Consider the following 16,331-nt stretch of genomic DNA (forward strand, 5'->3'; position numbering starts at 1 on the left):
GTGTTACGCCTCCTTGAACGGGAAGCCCAGAGCGCGCAGGAGCGCCCGGCCCTCGTCGTCGGTCTGGGCGGTGGTCACGACGGTGATGTCCATACCGCGCTGACGGTCGACCTTGTCCTGGTCGATCTCGTGGAACATGACCTGCTCGGTCAGACCGAAGGTGTAGTTGCCACGGCCGTCGAACTGCTTCGGGGAGAGGCCACGGAAGTCGCGGATACGCGGCAGAGCCAGCGACACCAGACGGTCCAGGAACTCCCACATGCGGTCACCGCGAAGGGTGACGTGGGTGCCGATCGGCTGGCCCTCACGCAGCTTGAACTGCGCGATGGACTTACGAGCCTTCGTCACCGCCGGCTTCTGGCCGGTGATGGCGGTGAGGTCGCGGATCGCGCCCTCGATCAGCTTGGAGTCGCGGGCGGCCTCGCCCACACCCATGTTGACCACGACCTTGACCAGGCCGGGGATCAGCATGACGTTCTCGAACGAGAACTCCTCCAGGAGCTGCCCCTTGATCTCGGAGTTGTAACGCTCCTTGAGGCGGGGGGTCACCTTCTCAACAGTCGTCTCAGACATCAGATGTCCTCACCGGTTCGCTTGGCAACGCGGATCTTGTTGCCCTCGTCATCGAAGCGGTAGCCAACGCGGGTGACGACCTTCTTGCCGTCCTTCTCCACGACCAGCTGGACGTTGGAGACGTGAACCGGGGCCTCGACGGTGATGATGCCACCCTGAGTACCCGGACCCGGCTTGGTGTGCTTCTTGACCCGGTTGACACCCTCGACCAGGACCTTGTTGGTGGCGGGGATGGCCTGAATGACCTTGCCCTGCTTACCGCGGTCCTTGCCGGTGATGACCTGGACCAGGTCACCCTTCTTGATCTTCATGCTGTTTGCCATGGGTTAGAGCACCTCCGGCGCCAGCGAGATGATCTTCATGAACTTCTTGTCACGCAGCTCGCGGCCCACCGGGCCGAAGATGCGGGTGCCACGGGGGTCACCATCGGTGTTCTTGAGAACGACCGCGGCGTTCTCGTCGAAGCGGATGTACGAGCCATCCGGACGACGACGCTCCTTGACGGTCCGAACGATGACGCACTTGACGACGTCACCCTTCTTCACCGAGCCACCGGGGATCGCGTCCTTGACGGTGGCGACGATGACGTCCCCGATACCGGCGTAGCGGCGACCGGAACCACCGAGAACACGGATGCAAAGGATTTCCTTGGCACCAGTGTTGTCGGCGACCCGCAGTCGCGACTCCTGCTGGATCACTGCTTTCTCCTGATCGTCAACGAGAGACGACGGGCCGGCCGCTGCTCACACCAGCGCCCCTGAGGGACCTGGTGCACATACGGCCGTACCACATCGGCTTCGTTACTTGGCCTTCTCGAGGATCTCGACGACGCGCCAGCGCTTCGTCGCGGACAGCGGACGGGTCTCCATCAGGAGAACCCGGTCGCCGATGCCGCAGGCGTTGGCCTCGTCGTGCGCCTTCAGCTTGTTCGTACGGCGGATGACCTTGCCGTACAGAGCGTGCTTGACGCGGTCCTCGACGGCGACGACGACGGTCTTGTCCATCTTGTCGCTGACGACGAGACCCTCACGGGTCTTGCGGAAACCGCGCGTCTCGTTGGTGGTGTTCTCAGTCATCAGGCGCTCTCCACCGTCTCGATGCCCAGCTCGCGCTCGCGCATCAGGGTGTAGATCCGCGCGATGTCCTTACGGACGAGCTTGAGCCGTCCGTGGTTGTCGAGCTGCCCGGTCGCCGCCTGGAAGCGGAGGTTGAACAGCTCCTCCTTGGCCTCGCGGAGCTTCGCAACGAGACCCTCGTTGTCAAGCTCGCGCAGCTCAGCAGCCTTGGTGCCGGCCGACATCAGCTCTCACCTGCCTCGCGCCGGACAATCCGGCACTTCATCGGGAGCTTGTGAGCAGCGCGGGTGAGCGCCTCACGAGCAACCTTCTCATTGGGGTAGGACAGCTCGAACATGATCCGTCCCGGGTGAACGTTGGCAATCCACCACTCGGGGGAACCCTTACCGGAACCCATGCGGGTCTCGGCAGGCTTCTTGGTGAGCGGGCGGTCCGGGTAAATGTTGATCCAGACCTTGCCACCACGCTTGATGTGACGGGTGACGGCGATACGAGCGGACTCGATCTGCCGGTTCGTCACGTAGGCCGGGGTAACGGCCTGGATGCCGTACTCGCCGAACGCGAGCTCGGTGCCACCCTTGGCAGCGCCACGGCGCTTCGGGTGGTGCTGCTTACGGTGCTTGACCCGACGGGGGATCAGCATGACGGTCAGGCCTCCGTTCCGGTGCTCTCGGCAGCCGGCGTCTCCGTCACAGCCGCGGCCGGAGCCTCGGTGTTCTGGGGACGACGGGCGCCACCACGGGCGCCGCCACGCTCGCCACCACGGCCACCGCGCTCGCCGCCACGCGCGGGGCGGGCGTCGGTGCGGGCCGGGCGGTTGCCCGAGCGGGCAGCAGCGTTCTCAGCGCGGACCTCGGCGATGTTCTTGACGTCGCCCTTGTAGATCCAGACCTTGACGCCGATACGACCGAAGGTCGTCTTGGCCTCGAAGAAGCCGTAGTCGACGTTCGCACGAAGGGTGTGCAGCGGCACACGACCCTCGCGGTAGAACTCCGAACGGCTCATCTCGGCGCCGCCGAGACGACCGGAGCACTGGACCTTGATGCCCTTGGCGCCGGACTTCATGGTGCCCTGCATGCTCTTACGCATGGCACGGCGGAACGACACGCGGGAGGACAGCTGCTCCGCGACGCCCTGAGCCACGAGCTGGGCGTCCAGCTCGGGGTTCTTGACCTCGAGGATGTTCAGCTGGACCTGCTTGCCGGTCAGCTTCTCGAGGTCGCCGCGGATGCGGTCGGCCTCGGTGCCACGGCGACCGATGACGATGCCGGGGCGAGCGGTGTGGATGTCCACGCGGACGCGGTCACGGGTGCGCTCGATCTCAACCTTCGAGATGCCGGCCCGCTCCATGCCCTTCGTCATCATGCGACGAATGGCAACGTCTTCCTTGACGTAGTCCGAGTACAGCTTGTCGGCGTACCAGCGGGACTTGAAGTCCGTGCTGATGCCGAGGCGGAACCCGTGCGGGTTAACCTTCTGGCCCATTACCGGGTCCCTTCCTTGCTGCTGACGACCACGGTGATGTGGCTGGTCCGCTTGCGGATCCGGTAGGCACGGCCCTGGGCACGCGGACGGAACCGCTTCAGGGTCGGGCCCTCGTCAACGTACGCCTCGCTGATCACGAGGTCGTCCACGTTGGAGTGGTTGTAGTTGTGCGCGGCGTTGGCAATGGCGCTGTTGAGCACCTTGCCGACCGGCACGGTGGCGGCCTGCGGAGCGAAACGCAGGACGGCCTGTGCCTCCGTGGCGCTCATGCCACGGATGAGGTCCACCACGCGGCGGGCCTTCATGGGCGTGACGCGGATGTACCGCGCCTGGGCCCTGGCTTCCATGGTTGTCCCCTTGCTGGTGTAAGTCATTGAGTCGGTACTTCGCTGGCGACTAGCGACGCTTCGACTTGCGGTCGTCCTTGACGTGCCCGCGGAAGGTGCGCGTCGGCGCGAACTCGCCGAGCTTGTGGCCGACCATCGACTCGGTGACGAACACCGGGACGTGCTTACGGCCATCGTGGACCGCGATCGTGTGACCGAGCATGCTCGGGCTGATCACGGAGCGACGGGACCAGGTCTTGATGACGTTCTGGGTACCCGCCTCGTTCTGCGCGTCCACCTTCTTGAGAAGGTGGCCGTCAATGAAGGGGCCCTTCTTGAGACTGCGCGGCATCTGACCTGCTCCTAGCGCTTCTTGTTGGACTTGCGGCGGCGCACGATGAGAGCGTCCGAAGCCTTGTTGGCCTTACGGGTGCGACCCTCCTTCTTGCCCCACGGCGAGACCGGGTGGCGACCACCGGAGGTCTTACCCTCACCACCACCGTGCGGGTGGTCGATCGGGTTCATGGCCACACCACGCACGGTCGGGCGAACGCCCTTCCAGCGCATACGGCCGGCCTTGCCCCAGTTGATGTTCGACTGCTCGGCGTTGCCGACCTCGCCGACGGTCGCGCGGCAGCGCGCGTCCACCAGACGGATCTCACCGGAGGGCATGCGCAGGTGCGCCATGCGACCCTCACGGGCGAGCAGCTGAATGCCCGAACCGGCGGAGCGGGCCATCTTGGCACCGCCACCGGGACGAAGCTCCACCGCGTGGATGGTGGTACCGACCGGGATGTTGCGCAGCGGCAGGTTGTTGCCGGGCTTGATGTCGGCCGTCGGGCCGTTCTCAATCCGGTCACCCTGGCCGACGCCGCGCGGCGCGATGATGTAGCGCTTCTCGCCGTCCGCGTAGTGCAGCAGCGCGATGCGAGCGGTGCGGTTGGGGTCGTACTCGATGTGCGCGACCTTGGCCGGCACGCCGTCCTTGTCGTGACGACGGAAGTCGATCACGCGGTAGGCGCGCTTGTGTCCGCCACCCTGGTGGCGAGCGGTGATACGACCGGCGTTGTTACGGCCGCCCTTGCTGTGCAGGGGGCGAACCAGCGACTTCTCCGGCGTGGACCGCGTGATCTCTACGAAGTCGGCCACGCTGGAGCCACGACGGCCCGGCGTAGTCGGCTTGTACTTGCGGATGCCCATTTGGCTCTCTCGTCCTCGTCCTTATCGACGATCCGGACCCCGTTAGGAGGTCGGACCGCCGAAGATGTCGATGCGGTTGCCCTCAGCCAGCGTCACGATGGCGCGCTTGGTGTCCTTGCGCTTGCCAAAGCCCGTCTTGGAGCGCTTGCGCTTGCCCTGACGGTTGAGCGTGTTGACGGACTCGACCTTGACCGAGAAGACCGCCTCGACGGCCTGCTTGATCTGGGTCTTGTTGGCACCCGGCGACACGACGAACGTGTACTTGTTCTCGTCGAGGAGCGAGTAGCTCTTCTCGGAGATGACCGGCTTCACCAGGACGTCACGGGGGTCCGTGAACGTCTTGCTCGTGATCTCTGCAGCCATCAGGCGGCGCTCCCTTCGAGCTCGCCCTCAGCAGCCACAGCCTTGGCGGACGCGGCCGGACCGGCCACGAAACGCTCGAAAGCAGCCTGGGTGAAGACCACATCGTCGGAGACGAGCACGTCGTAGGTGTTCAGCTGACCGGCGTCCAGGATGTGCACGTTCGGCAGGTTGCGAGCGGACTTGATGCCCACCTCGTCCGCGCGCTCGACGACCAGGAGGACGTTCTTGCGCTCGGAGATCTTGCCGAACAGGCCCTTGGCGGCCTTGGTCGACGGCGCCTCGGCCGCGATCACGTCAGTGATGACGTGGATGCGGTTGTGGCGGGCCCGGTCGGTGAGCGCGCCACGCAGAGCGGCGACGATCATCTTCTTGGGCGTCCGCTGCGAGTAGTCGCGCGGCTTGGGGCCGTGCACGACGCCACCGCCGACGAACTGCGGAGCGCGGGTCGAGCCCTGACGGGCGCGGCCGGTGCCCTTCTGGCGGTACGGCTTGCGGCCGCCGCCTCGGACCTCGCCACGACGCTTGGTCGAGTGGGTGCCCTGACGGGCCGCAGCGAGCTGCGCCACGACGACCTGGTGCATCAGCGGAACGCTGACCTTGGCGTCGAAGATCTCGGCGGGCAGCTCGAGGCTGCCGGCCTTGTCGCCCGAGGGCGACAGGATGTCAATGGTGCTCATATCCTCACAGCCCCTTTGCCGCGGTGCGGACGAGGACGAGGCCGCCGTTCGGGCCCGGGATTGCGCCCTTGATGAGGAGCAGCCCCTTCTCCGCGTCAACGGCATGGACGGTCAGGTTCTGGGTGGTCACGCGCTCGTGGCCCATCCGGCCGGCCATCTTCATGCCCTTGAACACGCGACCCGGGGTGGCGCAGCCACCGATCGAGCCGGGCGAACGGTGCTTGCGCTGCACGCCGTGACCGGCGCCGAGGCCCTTGAAGTTGTGACGCTTCATGACACCGGCGAAGCCCTTGCCCTTGGAGGTGCCGGTCACATCGACCTTGACACCCGCCTCGAACAGCTCAGCGGTGATCTCCTGGCCGAGGGCGTACTCGGACGCGTCCGCGGTGCGGAGCTCGACCAGGAAACGACGCGGGGTGACACCGGCCTTGGCGAAGTGGCCCGCGAGGGGCTTGTTCACCTTGCGGGGGTCGATCTCGCCGAAGCCGATCTGCACGGCGTCGTAGCCGGCAGCGTCAGCGGTGTGGATCTGGGTAACGACATTGGGCCCGGCCTTGACGACGGTCACCGGAACGATCCGGTTGTTCTCGTCCCAGACCTGGGTCATGCCGAGCTTCTCGCCCAGGATTCCCTTAATCTGCTTTGCCATCTTCGTCGCGCCTCTCAGAGCTTGATCTCGATGTCGACGCCGGCCGGAAGGTCGAGGCGCATCAGCGAGTCAACGGTCTTCGGGGTCGGGTCGAGGATGTCGATCAGACGCTTGTGAGTGCGCATCTCGAAGTGCTCGCGCGAGTCCTTGTACTTGTGCGGCGAGCGGATGACGCAGTACACGTTCTTCTCAGTGGGCAGCGGCACCGGGCCCGCGACCTGCGCACCAGTGCGAATGACGGTCTCGACGATCTTCTTCGCCGAGGAGTCAATCACCTCGTGGTCGTAGGCCTTGAGCCGGATGCGGATCTTCTGTCCCGCCATGGCTACTCAGTAGTCCTTTGTCTCGTCTGCTGCTTCTTCTGCCGGATTCGGCCGGGTGGCTTGGTCCGGTGGCCCCTTTGGGTGGTTACTTCCGACCCCCGCGCTCGGGCGTGTCGCCCTGGCGCTTGCAAAGAACCGGGAAGGTTTCCCTTCTCGGTTTGCGGGATCGGTGAGCCTTGCACCCACCAGGTGCCGGATCGAGGCCCCGCCCACGCTTCCCGGAAGATTCCCGTACGTCCGCCCCGCAGCTGCCGCGGTGTCGACTACACACCACTGCATCCACACAAGACACGTGGACACATGAACGGCCATCACGGGAACGACGAGTACCTGGGACTCGCTTCCAGTCCTCCCGGTGGGAGGCGCGCAGCATCGGCACTCAACCGAGCAACTTGGCTATCCTGCCACAGCACGCTGCACAAATGCCAATCGGGGCGGGCGAGGTCTCCCTCACCCGCCCCGACCGATGCGGGTCAGCCCTTACGGCCGCAGACCGCCCACTGGTCCTCCGTGTTCGCGCACCACAGGTGCGGCTGGTCCGGCACGAAGGTGTACTCGGACAGCTCCATGTTGATCGGGTTGCAGCCCTGCTTGCCCTTGTACGGCGAGTACTTGGGGCACTCGCCGTTGTCCAGCTGCTGGAGGTGGGCACGGTAGGCGTCCAGGCCCATGTCCTCCACCTTGGGGTTGGCCGAGGGCATGTAGCGGTTCGCCGACCACGAGGCGCCCATCGTCCCGAACAGCGCGATCACGCAGATCAGGCCGGTCGCCAGCTGCGCCGACGTCCGCGGGGAGATCAGGGTCACAGCCTTCGCGGGGTTCACCGCCTCGAACGCGCTGCGGAACCGGCCGGCCCCGCGCTCGTACGAGAGCTTCACACCGAGCACGGCCAGGATGATCAGGCAGTACAGGATGATCCAGGTGGTCCGCGGGTACAGCTGCACGGCCTGGTTGTGCGCCATGTGCGAGGCGAACCAGAAGCGCAGCAGCCAGGCGCCGACCAGCACGAACCCGGCGGTCCGCACGACGACGTTGCGCAGGCCCAGCCCGACCCCGAGCCCGACGCCGAGCAGCAGAACCACCACGAAGCCGCTCTGGCCGGCCAGCTCACCGGAGGCCGGCCAGTCGTGGTACGTCAGCGGGCCGGGGCGGTCCGAGGCCCAACTCATCACGTAGGCCGGGTCGATGTAGGTGTTGATGTAGGCGTACCGGTCGACCGTCGTGGCACCGAGCCGGACCAGCTGGTAGAGCAGCGGGGCACCGATCACCGCGGCCGTGACCAGCATGCCGCCGAGGAAGACCAGTGCGCGCTTGACCGCGAGACGGCCGCGTCGCCAGGGGAAGAGCAGCGCGGCCAGCAGGAACGCACCGGGCGCCGCCCACAGGTACCAGCCGGAGTACCAGATGAACATCGCGCCGAACGCGACCCCGAAGCCGACCCCGCGCAGCAGGGCGGAGCGGGTCGACAGCTCGCCGGCCCGGCGCAGCTCGCGGAAGCAGGCGGCCAGCAGCGGGAGCAGCACCAGCATCGCGCCGTGGCTGTACGGCCGGATCGGGTCGAGGAAGGTGATCGAGGTCGGCACCGCGATGGCCATCGCCCAGAACGGGCGCAGCATCATCCGCCAGGAGAGATACGCCATCGGTCCGACCAGTGCACTGAGCAGCAGCTGCAGGTCCTTCAGCGCGTGCCCGACACCGGCGACACCGCCGTGGAAGAGCTCCGCCCAGAGCGCCAGCAGCGCGGGGAAGCCGGGCGGGTACACCCCCGGCAGGCCCTCGCCGCGCATCATGTCGTTGGCCATGCCCATCAGGTTGCCCGGGTCGCCCTCCTGGCCGCCCAGGCCCCACGGCGTGCCGTGCAGGGCGACGGCGATGCCGCCGGCCACCACACCGGTGGCGAGACCCGCGATGGCGGCGCAGGCCAGCCGCTGCACCGTCCGGTAGTTCCGCAGCGTGCCCCGGTAGGCGACGAAGAGCAGGACCGCGAGGACGGGCAGACCGACCACGGCCACGTACTGCTGCACCTTGGCGAGACCGCTGACCTGGCCGATCCGGTTCAGCGGGTTGACGCTGATGTGCATGCTGAGCAGCATGAAGCCGATGCCGGCGGTGATGCTCACCACGCCCTCGGCCAGCGGGAGCACCCAGCGCCGGGAGGTCAGACGCTGGATCCGGGAGATGCCACGGGTGGAGTGCTTCAGGTCCGCCTGCGTGGCCTCGCCCCGACTTCTCTCGGTGGGCGGGCCGCTGACCAGGTCCGTCATCTCAAATCACTTTCGTGAAGCGGCGTGCTGCCGCGGCTGGGGCGGTCCCCCCGGATCTGCTCGGGTGGGGACCGCCCTGGGAGGACCGCGGCGCCGTAGCGGGCTGCGGCCTGGTTCAGCGGCCGACGAGCTGCCGGCCACGGTGGTCGGGGGCGGATGCCGCGATCGCCTTGAGGTGCGGGGGCATCCGGCGGATCATCGCCAGCAGCAGGACCAGCCCGGCCCGCGAGAGGTAGACCATCGCCTTGATCGGGGAGGCGCTCGGTGTGCCGGTCGTCCGCTCGCGCATCGCGACCGGCACCTGGCGCACCACGAAGCCGCAGCGGGCGGCGCCCACCATGCTCTCCACCGTGTCGCCGAGGTACTCGACCGGGTACCAGTTGGCGAAGAACTCGATGAGCGACTTGTTGCAGGCGCGGAAGCCCGAGGTGGTGTCGGTGAGCCTGGTGCGGGTGATCCGGGAGAGCACCACCGAGAGCAGGCCCATCGCCCACTTGCGCGGGCCACGGACCTTGTAGTCGCCCTCGCCGTCGAAGCGGGCGCCGATCACCAGATCGGCTTCCTTCAGCTTGTCCAGCAGGACGGGCACGTAGGACGGGTCGTGCTGGCCGTCCGAGTCGATCTGGATGGCCACGTCGTAGCCGTGCAGGTGCGCGTACCGGTAGCCGAGGCGCATGGCGCCGCCGACGCCGAGGTTGTACGGCAGTTGGGCCACCGTTGAGCCGGAGGCCGCCGCGACCGCGGCGGTGCGGTCGGTCGAGCCGTCGTCGACGACCAGGGTGTCCGCACCGGGCAGGTGGGCCTGGATCTCCTTGAGGATGCTGGGGAGACCGTCCGCCTCGTTCCAGGCGGGGAGGATGATGAGGACCCGTCGTCCGTCGATCATGAGTACACCTTGGGGTCAGTGCCGTCCAGGGCGGAGTCCTGGTGCTTGGTCACGGGGTAGCCGTGGTGCTCAACGAGGTGGGACCTCATCAGGGCCACCTCCTCGGAGAGGGTGCGGGTCTCGGCCTCCAGCCGGCTGGCCTCCCAGCTGAGGTGCAGGCTGACCATCAGCACGAGCACGAAGCCGGCGAACAGGACGAGGCTGACTCCGGAGGCGATCCCGAGCCGACGCGCGGTCGAGTCCAGGATGCCCGGGAAGAAGCCCAGCGGCGCCACGACGACGCCGATGGCGAGCCAGATCGTCGCGTACTTCTCCCGAAGCTGCTGGCGGCGCAGCAGTTCGAGGATGTACACGAGCACCAGGAGTCCGGTGACCGAGGTGATGACGGTGAGTTGCACGACGGGAGGCGCCTTTCAGCGGCAGTGGCGTGGCAATAGTAGGCAGATCATATGGGCGTGTCGCACTCAGGTTCTTCACGCCCGGTGTGCACCGCGACCTCAGGAGCTTCGCAGCGCTCCGGCCGGGCGCTGGTCGACCGCCGCCGACTGCTCCTCGCCGGATACGGCCGGTTGTTCGGACAGCGAGCGGAACAGCGACCACAGCATGGCAGCCGCACTGGCGGCGGCACCAACCAGGTAGCCCACCTCGACCCTGGTGGCGATGTCACCCGGTACGAGCGTCACCACGACCATCAGCACGGTGCCCAGGAGCCAGGAGAACAGCTGGCGCTGGTGGCGGCCCAGCGACAGCAGCGCCTGCCCGAAGACGGTGGCCAGCATGTAGCAGAGGGTGCCGAGGACCAGCCAGAGGAAGTCCAGCGATCCGAGCACCGCCTGGGCCTTGAAGAGGACCTGGATCAACCACGGCCCGAGCAGGACGGTCGGCAGTCCGGCCACCGCGCACATCAGCATCACGATGGCCGCCGTACGCGAGAGCACCTTGCGGAACTCCCGGTGGTCGCCCACGGCCGCGGCACCGGAGAGCGCCGAGACCAGCGAGGCCTGGATGGCCGCGTAGGCGAAGAGCGGGACCCGGGCCAGCACCACCGCGTTGAGCAGAGCCGCGACCAGCGCCGTGGAGGACGGCGAGAGCAGCTTCACGTTGACCACGGCCGCGTTGACCATCAGCTGGGCCAGCAGCGTCGAGCCGGTCAGCAGGACCAGGCCGCGGGTGACCTCGCGCCAGGCCGGGGCGGGCCCGGCGCGCCGGTCCCCCAGCACGGACCGCAGCCCGATCACCGACGCGGCCAGCGGGGCCACCACCAGGATCAGGCTGAAGGCCAGCGCGGAGTGCAGGCCGAAGATCGGCACCATCGCCCCGAAGAGGATCCGCAGGCCGCCATCGACCGCCAACTGGGCGCCGTACGCACGGAAGTTGCCGAGACCCGCGAGCGCGCCGCGGACCACGGAGCTGATCGCCAGGCCGACCAGCGCACCACCGAGGCCCAGGACCAGCCCCCGGTCGCCGCCGAACAGGCGGTCGGCGATCGGCCCGCTCGCCGACAGGATCGCCAGCAGCACGACCGCCAGCACCCCGAGGGTCAGCAGCAGGACCTTGCGCACTGCGGGCAGCGGGCCGTGGCCGGCCGCGTCCCGGGCGGCCACCAGCCGGGTCAGCTCCAGCTCGACCGGCGAGAACAGGCCGTAGCCGACGGACATCACCACGGTCCACAGCACCGAGACCCCGGCGACCTGGTCGGTGTCCAGGCTGTGACCGGCGAGCGCCAGGAAGATGTACGAGGAGGCACCGAGTACCACGGTGCCTCCGACCACCAGCCGCACGCCCGGCGGCAGCGCGCCGAGCAGCTTGGCCGGCAGTCCCAGGGCCGATGACTTGGTCATCGGCCGGTCACGAGGTTCATCCGGCGAGCTCGGCCTTCGTCTTGAGCGACTCCCACCAGGTGCGGTTGTCGCGGTACCAGGCGATGGTGGCCGCGAGGCCGTCCTCGAAGCGGACCTGCGGGGCGTAGCCCAGCTCCTCGCTGATCTTGCTGATGTCGAGGGAGTAGCGCAGGTCGTGGCCCTTGCGGTCGGCGACCGGCTCGACCATGTCCCAGCCCGCGCCGGCCGCCTCCAGCAGCAGGCCGGTCAGCTCCTTGTTGGTGATCTCGGTGCCGCCGCCGATGTTGTAGACGTGGCCGGCCCGGCCCTTGCGCATGGCCAGCTCGATGCCGCGGCAGTGGTCCGAGACGTGCAGCCAGTCGCGGATGTTGCCGCCGGTGCCGTACAGCGGCACCTTCTTGCCGTCCAGCAGGTTGGTGGTGAAGAGCGGGATGACCTTCTCCGGGAACTGGTAGTGCCCGTAGTTGTTGGAGCAGCGGGTCACCACGATGTCCATGCCGTGGGTGCGGTGGTAGGCCAGGGCCAGCAGGTCCGAGCCGGCCTTCGAGGCCGAGTAGGGCGAGTTCGGCGCGAGCGGCCACTCCTCGGTCCAGGACCCCTCCGAGATCGACCCGTAGACCTCGTCGGTCGAGACGTGGACGAAACGGCCGACCCCGTGCTTGCGGGCCGCGTCGAGGAGCACCTGGGTGCCGACCACGTTCGTCAGGACGAACGGGCCCGCGCCCTCGATCGACCGGTCGACGTGCGACTCGGCCGCGAAGTGCACGACCACGTCGTGACCGGGCATCACCTGGTCGACGGCGTCGACGTCGCAGATGTCGCCCCGGACGAAGGAGTACCCGGGGTGATCCGCGACGGGGGCGAGGTTGGCCTCGACGCCCGAGTAGGTCAGCTTGTCGAGGACGGTGATCTGGGCCGAGGCGTCTGCTCCGAGCAGCTGGCGGACGAACTCTGAACCGATGAAGCCGGCACCGCCGGTCACAAGGATGCGCATAGTGGGGGCAGTCTACCCGCGCCCCGTCAAGCACCCACCCCGGGCCAGCGGTCGGACACTCACCTCACATAAGCTGCCGACATGCGTGGAATTCTCCTGGCAGGCGGCACCGGCTCACGACTGTGGCCGCTGACCCGAGCCGTCTCGAAGCAGCTCCTTCCGGTGTTCGACAAGCCGATGATCTACTACCCGCTCTCCACCCTGGTGATGGCGGGCATCAGCGAAATTCTGATCATCACGACTCCGCAGGACCAGGAGCAGTTCCAGCGCCTGCTGGGCGACGGCTCCCAGTTCGGCCTGCGCCTGGAGTACGCGGTCCAGGAACGGCCCGAGGGCATCGCTCAGGCCTTCGTCCTCGGGGCCGACTTCATCGGCGACGAGTCGGTCGCGCTGATCCTCGGCGACAACATCTTCCACGGCAGCGGCCTCGGCACCAGGCTGGCCCAGCACACCGCCCCCGTCGGCGGTCGGGTCTTCGCGTACCCGGTGGCGGACCCGTCCGCGTACGGCGTGGTGGAGTTCGACGAACAGGGCCAGGTGCTCTCCCTGGAGGAGAAGCCCGTCCAGCCGAAGTCGCGCTACGCGGTGCCCGGCCTCTACTTCTACGACAACCAGGTCGTCGACATCGCCCGGAAGCTGGAGCCCAGCGCCCGCGGCGAGCTGGAGATCACCGCGGTGAACGAGGCCTACCTCCAGGCCGGCGAGCTGCACGTGACGATCCTCGACCGCGGTACGGCCTGGCTGGACACCGGCACCTTCGTCTCGATGGTGCAGGCCTCCGAGTTCGTCCGGGTGATCGAGGAGCGCCAGGGCTTCAAGATCGGCTGCATCGAGGAGACCGCTTGGCGCGCCGGGCTGATCGACTCGGCGCAGCTGCGCGAGCTCGCCGAGCCGCTGCGCAAGAGCGGCTACGGCGACTACCTGATCGCCCTGCTCGACGAGGAGAGCGCCCGATGAAGTTCCGCGAACTGTCCATCGGCGGCGCCTACGAGGTCACCCCGCAGCTGCACGGCGACCCGCGCGGCCTGTTCATGGAGTGGTACCGCTTCGACCGCCTCGCCGAGGTCGTCGGGCACCCCCTCCGGCTGGCCCAGGGCAACCTGTCCGTCTCGGCCCGTGGCGTGGTGCGCGGCGTCCACTTCGCCGACGTGCCGCCCGGCCAGGCCAAGTACGTCAGCTGCGTCCGCGGCGCGGTGCTGGACATCATCGTGGACCTGCGGGTCGGCTCCCCCACCTTCGGGCAGTGGGAGGGCGTGCGGCTCGACGAGGTCGACCGCCGCTCGGTCTACATCCCCGAGGGGCTGGGCCACGGCTTCTGCGCCCTGAGCGACGACGCCACGCTCTCCTACGTCTGCTCGGAGACGTACAACCCCACCGGTGAGCACTCCGTGCACCCGCTCGACCCCGACCTCGGCATCGAGTGGCCGGCCGACAGCCCGCAGCTGTCCGCCCGGGACGCCGCCGCCCCGTCGCTCGCCGAGGCGCTCGCGTCCGGGCTGCTGCCGGACTACCAGGCCTGCCAGGCCTTCACCGAGAGCCTGCGCGGCGCCTGACCGACCGGCCGTACGACACCGCACCTCGCGCCGGGCCCGCCCGGCGCGAGGTGTCGTGCTTCCGGCCCCCGGCCCGGGCCGGGGGCCGGAGGCGAGCAAGTAGGATTGCCCCGCCGCAGGCTGACCCTGCGCGGCAGCCGGGCCGGCAAGCATGCCCCCGCCACGACCTCGACCAGCGGATGTGCCCCACCATGACCACTCTGGATGTGCTCCTCCCGTACTACGGGGACGTCGCGCTGATGCAGGCCGCTGTCCACAGCGTGCTCGCGCAGACCGACCCGGACTGGCGGCTGACCGTCGTGGACGACGGCAAGGAGCCCGGCGTCCCCGAGTGGTTCGCGGAGCTCGACGACCCCCGGGTCAGCTACCAGCGCAACGAGCAGAACCTCGGGGTGACCGGCAACTACCGCAAGTGCCTCGGTCTCGCCGAGCACGAGTACCTGGTCTTCATGGGCACCGACGACATCATGCTGCCCAACTACGTCGCGACCATCCGGGCCGCCCTGGCCGAGCACCCCGGCGTGGCGATGGTCCAGCCCGGCGTCGAGGTCATCGACAGTGCGGGCAAGCCCGTCAGCACCCTGGCGGACGAGGCCAAGCGCCGCCTCTACGCCCCCAGGGAGCAGGGCCGGACGCTGATGGGCGGCGAGGACCTCGCGGTCAGCCTGCTGCGCGGCAACTGGCTGTACTTCCCGTCGATCTGCTGGCGCACCGAGACCATCAGGAAGACCGGTTTCCGGGACAACCTGGAGATCATCCAGGACCTCGCCCTGGTCATCGACCTGCTGCAGGCGGGCGAGCAGATGGTCGTCGACGACACCCGCTGCTTCCAGTACCGCCGTCACACCGTCAGCATCTCCTCGAAGTCGGCGTACAGCGGCACCCGGTTCACCGAGGCCAGGCGGTACTTCCTGGACGCCGCCGACCGGCTCGACGCGCACGGGTGGACCCGCGCCGCCAAGGCCGCCCGGCTGCACCTCTCCGCCCGCATCCACGCCCTCACCCTGGTGCCTGGAGCCCTGCGCGCCGGTCAGTGGGACGGCGCCAAGACGCTGCTGCGCAACGTCACCTCGACCGCCAACCGGGCCCGCTGACCCCCTCTCCCGCTAGGAGCACCTCCGCTATGTCCGCACCGCATGTGGCTCCGGCCCGCGTAGCCGTCCTCGGTGGCTCCGGTTTCATCGGCCGGGTGCTCGGCGACCGGTTCACCGAGCTCGGCCACGACGTCCTGTCCATCGCGCGCAAGGCGCCCGACGTCCCCGCGCCCGGCCGCTTCGTCGCGTTCGACCTCACCTCGGCCGCCCCGGCCGAGCTCACCGAGCTGCTCGACCGTGAGCAGGTCGGACTCGTCGTCAACGCGGCCGGCGGGATGTGGGGCCTGACGGACGATCAGATGCAGGTGGCCAACGTCGTCCTGGTCGACCGGCTGATCGAGGCGATCGGCGCGATGGCCGCCCCGGCCCGGCTGGTCCACCTCGGCACGGTGCACGAGTACGGCTTCGCGCCGATCGGGACCGACCAGCACGAGGACAGCGCGGCGGCGCCCTCCATGGAGTACGGCAAGCTCAAGCTCGCCGCGACCGAGGCCGTGACCCGGGCGGTGCGCGAGCACGGCCTGGACGCCGTCACCCTGCGGCTCGGCAACGTGGTCGGCGCCGGCCAGCCCGGGCACAGCCTGCTCGGCGTGATGGCCGCCAAGCTGGACGAGGCCCGGCTGGCCGGGCGGACCGCCCAGCTCTCGCTGGCCCCGCTCACCGCGCTGCGCGACTTCGTCGACCTGACCGACAGCATCGACGCGATCGTCGCTGCGGCCGCCACCCCGGGCACCCAGCCGGTGCTCAACATCGGTACCGGCTCCGCGACTTCGGCGCGCGAGTGGGTCGAGCTGCTGGTCGAGGTCAGCGGCGTGCCCACCGAGATCACCGAAGTCCCCGGCCCGGACGGTGCCGGACCGGAGACCGAGTGGCAGCAGCTCGACATCACCGCCGCGGGCGAGCAGCTCGGCTGGGCCCCCCGGCGCAGCATGCGGGAGTCCCTCGAGTCGCTCTGGCAGGCCCAGGTCCGGTCGGCGCCCGTCGGATAGCGCTCATCAAGTGGAACGGGCCGTGGGCCGGGGCATCA

23 protein-coding genes are annotated in these 16,331 nt (G+C 68.6%); 4 read left to right on the forward strand and 19 right to left on the reverse strand.

The window, feature by feature from the left end; all coding sequences use genetic code 11:
* Nucleotides 1–3: 3 nt before the first annotated feature.
* The 19 genes from rplE to rfbB form a co-directional block, all read right to left on the reverse strand.
* Nucleotides 4–573, reverse strand: a complete 570-nt coding sequence (rplE, locus tag ASC99_RS12580; RefSeq protein ID WP_057231323.1) for a 50S ribosomal protein L5 — start codon at nt 571–573, stop codon at nt 4–6.
* Complete coding sequence (gene rplX, locus ASC99_RS12585) at nt 573–884, reverse strand: 50S ribosomal protein L24 (RefSeq protein WP_057231325.1); 312 nt, start codon at nt 882–884, stop codon at nt 573–575. The genes rplE and rplX overlap by 1 nt, the downstream gene beginning before the upstream one ends.
* Before the next feature lie 15 nt (nt 885–899).
* Nucleotides 900–1,271, reverse strand: a complete 372-nt coding sequence (gene rplN, locus ASC99_RS12590) for a 50S ribosomal protein L14 (RefSeq protein WP_030263487.1) — start codon at nt 1,269–1,271, stop codon at nt 900–902.
* Between the two features lie 102 nt (nt 1,272–1,373).
* Entirely contained in the window at nt 1,374–1,649 is a 276-nt protein-coding gene (gene rpsQ / locus ASC99_RS12595) for a 30S ribosomal protein S17 (RefSeq protein WP_057231327.1), read from the reverse strand.
* A complete protein-coding gene (gene rpmC / locus ASC99_RS12600) occupies nt 1,649–1,873 on the reverse strand; it encodes a 50S ribosomal protein L29 (protein WP_030393300.1) in 225 nt (74 codons plus the stop codon). The genes rpsQ and rpmC overlap by 1 nt, the downstream gene beginning before the upstream one ends.
* Entirely contained in the window at nt 1,873–2,292 is a 420-nt protein-coding gene (gene rplP / locus ASC99_RS12605; RefSeq protein ID WP_057231329.1) for a 50S ribosomal protein L16, read from the reverse strand. The genes rpmC and rplP overlap by 1 nt, the downstream gene beginning before the upstream one ends.
* Nucleotides 2,293–2,297: 5 nt before the next feature.
* Nucleotides 2,298–3,134, reverse strand: a complete 837-nt coding sequence (gene rpsC, locus ASC99_RS12610; RefSeq protein WP_057231331.1) for a 30S ribosomal protein S3 — start codon at nt 3,132–3,134, stop codon at nt 2,298–2,300.
* A complete protein-coding gene (rplV, locus tag ASC99_RS12615) occupies nt 3,134–3,481 on the reverse strand; it encodes a 50S ribosomal protein L22 (RefSeq protein ID WP_057231334.1) in 348 nt (115 codons plus the stop codon). Before rplV ends, rpsC begins: the two co-directional genes overlap by 1 nt.
* A 49-nt stretch (nt 3,482–3,530) precedes the next feature.
* Nucleotides 3,531–3,812, reverse strand: a complete 282-nt coding sequence (gene rpsS / locus ASC99_RS12620; protein WP_057231336.1) for a 30S ribosomal protein S19 — start codon at nt 3,810–3,812, stop codon at nt 3,531–3,533.
* Between the two features lie 11 nt (nt 3,813–3,823).
* Nucleotides 3,824–4,660 carry a 50S ribosomal protein L2 gene (rplB, locus tag ASC99_RS12625; protein WP_057231338.1) on the reverse strand — a complete coding sequence of 279 codons (837 nt, stop codon included), beginning with the start codon at nt 4,658–4,660 and terminating at the stop codon, nt 3,824–3,826.
* Nucleotides 4,661–4,702: 42 nt separating this feature from the next.
* On the reverse strand, nt 4,703–5,023 hold the full coding sequence (rplW, locus tag ASC99_RS12630) for a 50S ribosomal protein L23 (RefSeq protein ID WP_030393296.1): 321 nt from the start codon (nt 5,021–5,023) through the stop codon (nt 4,703–4,705).
* Complete coding sequence (gene rplD / locus ASC99_RS12635; protein ID WP_057231341.1) at nt 5,023–5,700, reverse strand: 50S ribosomal protein L4; 678 nt, start codon at nt 5,698–5,700, stop codon at nt 5,023–5,025. The genes rplW and rplD overlap by 1 nt, the downstream gene beginning before the upstream one ends.
* Before the next feature lie 4 nt (nt 5,701–5,704).
* The gene (rplC, locus tag ASC99_RS12640; RefSeq protein WP_057231343.1) at nt 5,705–6,349 is read right to left on the reverse strand and encodes a 50S ribosomal protein L3; all 645 of its coding nucleotides are present in this window, start codon (nt 6,347–6,349) and stop codon (nt 5,705–5,707) included.
* A 14-nt stretch (nt 6,350–6,363) separates the two neighbouring features.
* Nucleotides 6,364–6,672, reverse strand: a complete 309-nt coding sequence (rpsJ, locus tag ASC99_RS12645; protein ID WP_012785157.1) for a 30S ribosomal protein S10 — start codon at nt 6,670–6,672, stop codon at nt 6,364–6,366.
* A gap of 473 nt (nt 6,673–7,145) precedes the next feature.
* Nucleotides 7,146–8,936, reverse strand: coding sequence for a hypothetical protein (locus ASC99_RS12650; RefSeq protein ID WP_057231345.1), 1,791 nt, complete (start codon nt 8,934–8,936; stop codon nt 7,146–7,148).
* A 115-nt stretch (nt 8,937–9,051) separates the two neighbouring features.
* A complete protein-coding gene (locus tag ASC99_RS12655) occupies nt 9,052–9,822 on the reverse strand; it encodes a glycosyltransferase family 2 protein (RefSeq protein ID WP_057231348.1) in 771 nt (256 codons plus the stop codon).
* Nucleotides 9,819–10,220 (reverse strand): DUF2304 domain-containing protein, encoded by a 402-nt coding sequence (locus tag ASC99_RS12660; RefSeq protein WP_057231351.1) that lies wholly within the window; start codon nt 10,218–10,220, stop codon nt 9,819–9,821. Before ASC99_RS12660 ends, ASC99_RS12655 begins: the two co-directional genes overlap by 4 nt.
* 99 nt (nt 10,221–10,319) lie before the next feature.
* Nucleotides 10,320–11,663: a lipopolysaccharide biosynthesis protein gene (locus ASC99_RS12665; protein WP_057231352.1), complete on the reverse strand. Its 1,344-nt coding sequence runs from the start codon at nt 11,661–11,663 to the stop codon at nt 10,320–10,322.
* A gap of 16 nt (nt 11,664–11,679) precedes the next feature.
* A complete protein-coding gene (rfbB, locus tag ASC99_RS12670) occupies nt 11,680–12,657 on the reverse strand; it encodes a dTDP-glucose 4,6-dehydratase (RefSeq protein ID WP_057231354.1) in 978 nt (325 codons plus the stop codon).
* An 81-nt stretch (nt 12,658–12,738) separates the two neighbouring features.
* Between rfbB and rfbA the strand changes: the two genes are divergently transcribed.
* The 4 genes from rfbA to ASC99_RS12690 all read left to right on the forward strand — a co-directional run bounded on the left by rfbA (nt 12,739) and on the right by ASC99_RS12690 (nt 16,293).
* Nucleotides 12,739–13,614 carry a glucose-1-phosphate thymidylyltransferase RfbA gene (rfbA, locus tag ASC99_RS12675; RefSeq protein WP_057231357.1) on the forward strand — a complete coding sequence of 292 codons (876 nt, stop codon included), beginning with the start codon at nt 12,739–12,741 and terminating at the stop codon, nt 13,612–13,614.
* Nucleotides 13,611–14,210, forward strand: coding sequence for a dTDP-4-dehydrorhamnose 3,5-epimerase (rfbC, locus tag ASC99_RS12680; RefSeq protein WP_057231359.1), 600 nt, complete (start codon nt 13,611–13,613; stop codon nt 14,208–14,210). The genes rfbA and rfbC overlap by 4 nt, the downstream gene beginning before the upstream one ends.
* Before the next feature lie 191 nt (nt 14,211–14,401).
* A complete protein-coding gene (locus ASC99_RS12685; RefSeq protein WP_057231361.1) occupies nt 14,402–15,304 on the forward strand; it encodes a glycosyltransferase family 2 protein in 903 nt (300 codons plus the stop codon).
* 29 nt (nt 15,305–15,333) lie between these two features.
* On the forward strand, nt 15,334–16,293 hold the full coding sequence (locus ASC99_RS12690; RefSeq protein ID WP_057231363.1) for an NAD(P)-dependent oxidoreductase: 960 nt from the start codon (nt 15,334–15,336) through the stop codon (nt 16,291–16,293).
* Nucleotides 16,294–16,331: the final 38 nt, after the last annotated feature.

It is taken from the genome of Kitasatospora sp. Root107 (genome assembly GCF_001424875.1).
Taxonomy (GTDB): Bacteria; Actinomycetota; Actinomycetes; order Streptomycetales; family Streptomycetaceae; genus Kitasatospora.

What these genes read in the sequence shown, in the direction of transcription:
- rpsJ (WP_012785157.1), bottom strand. Translation starts at nt 6,672, where the DNA reads ATGGCGGGACAGAAGATCCGCATCCGGCTCAAGGCCTACGACCACGAG.
- ASC99_RS12665 (WP_057231352.1), bottom strand. Translation starts at nt 11,663, where the DNA reads ATGACCAAGTCATCGGCCCTGGGACTGCCGGCCAAGCTGCTCGGCGCG.
- rplD (WP_057231341.1), bottom strand. Translation starts at nt 5,700, where the DNA reads ATGAGCACCATTGACATCCTGTCGCCCTCGGGCGACAAGGCCGGCAGC.
- rplW (WP_030393296.1), bottom strand. Translation starts at nt 5,023, where the DNA reads ATGGCTGCAGAGATCACGAGCAAGACGTTCACGGACCCCCGTGACGTC.
- rfbB (WP_057231354.1), bottom strand. Translation starts at nt 12,657, where the DNA reads ATGCGCATCCTTGTGACCGGCGGTGCCGGCTTCATCGGTTCAGAGTTC.
- rfbA (WP_057231357.1), top strand. Translation starts at nt 12,739, where the DNA reads ATGCGTGGAATTCTCCTGGCAGGCGGCACCGGCTCACGACTGTGGCCG.
- ASC99_RS12690 (WP_057231363.1), top strand. Translation starts at nt 15,334, where the DNA reads ATGTCCGCACCGCATGTGGCTCCGGCCCGCGTAGCCGTCCTCGGTGGC.
- rpsQ (WP_057231327.1), bottom strand. Translation starts at nt 1,649, where the DNA reads ATGACTGAGAACACCACCAACGAGACGCGCGGTTTCCGCAAGACCCGT.
- rpsS (WP_057231336.1), bottom strand. Translation starts at nt 3,812, where the DNA reads ATGCCGCGCAGTCTCAAGAAGGGCCCCTTCATTGACGGCCACCTTCTC.
- rplE (WP_057231323.1), bottom strand. Translation starts at nt 573, where the DNA reads ATGTCTGAGACGACTGTTGAGAAGGTGACCCCCCGCCTCAAGGAGCGT.
- rfbC (WP_057231359.1), top strand. Translation starts at nt 13,611, where the DNA reads ATGAAGTTCCGCGAACTGTCCATCGGCGGCGCCTACGAGGTCACCCCG.
- rplB (WP_057231338.1), bottom strand. Translation starts at nt 4,660, where the DNA reads ATGGGCATCCGCAAGTACAAGCCGACTACGCCGGGCCGTCGTGGCTCC.
- rpmC (WP_030393300.1), bottom strand. Translation starts at nt 1,873, where the DNA reads ATGTCGGCCGGCACCAAGGCTGCTGAGCTGCGCGAGCTTGACAACGAG.
- rplV (WP_057231334.1), bottom strand. Translation starts at nt 3,481, where the DNA reads ATGGAAGCCAGGGCCCAGGCGCGGTACATCCGCGTCACGCCCATGAAG.
- rplP (WP_057231329.1), bottom strand. Translation starts at nt 2,292, where the DNA reads ATGCTGATCCCCCGTCGGGTCAAGCACCGTAAGCAGCACCACCCGAAG.
- ASC99_RS12685 (WP_057231361.1), top strand. Translation starts at nt 14,402, where the DNA reads ATGACCACTCTGGATGTGCTCCTCCCGTACTACGGGGACGTCGCGCTG.
- ASC99_RS12650 (WP_057231345.1), bottom strand. Translation starts at nt 8,936, where the DNA reads ATGACGGACCTGGTCAGCGGCCCGCCCACCGAGAGAAGTCGGGGCGAG.
- rpsC (WP_057231331.1), bottom strand. Translation starts at nt 3,134, where the DNA reads ATGGGCCAGAAGGTTAACCCGCACGGGTTCCGCCTCGGCATCAGCACG.
- rplX (WP_057231325.1), bottom strand. Translation starts at nt 884, where the DNA reads ATGAAGATCAAGAAGGGTGACCTGGTCCAGGTCATCACCGGCAAGGAC.
- ASC99_RS12655 (WP_057231348.1), bottom strand. Translation starts at nt 9,822, where the DNA reads ATGATCGACGGACGACGGGTCCTCATCATCCTCCCCGCCTGGAACGAG.
- rplC (WP_057231343.1), bottom strand. Translation starts at nt 6,349, where the DNA reads ATGGCAAAGCAGATTAAGGGAATCCTGGGCGAGAAGCTCGGCATGACC.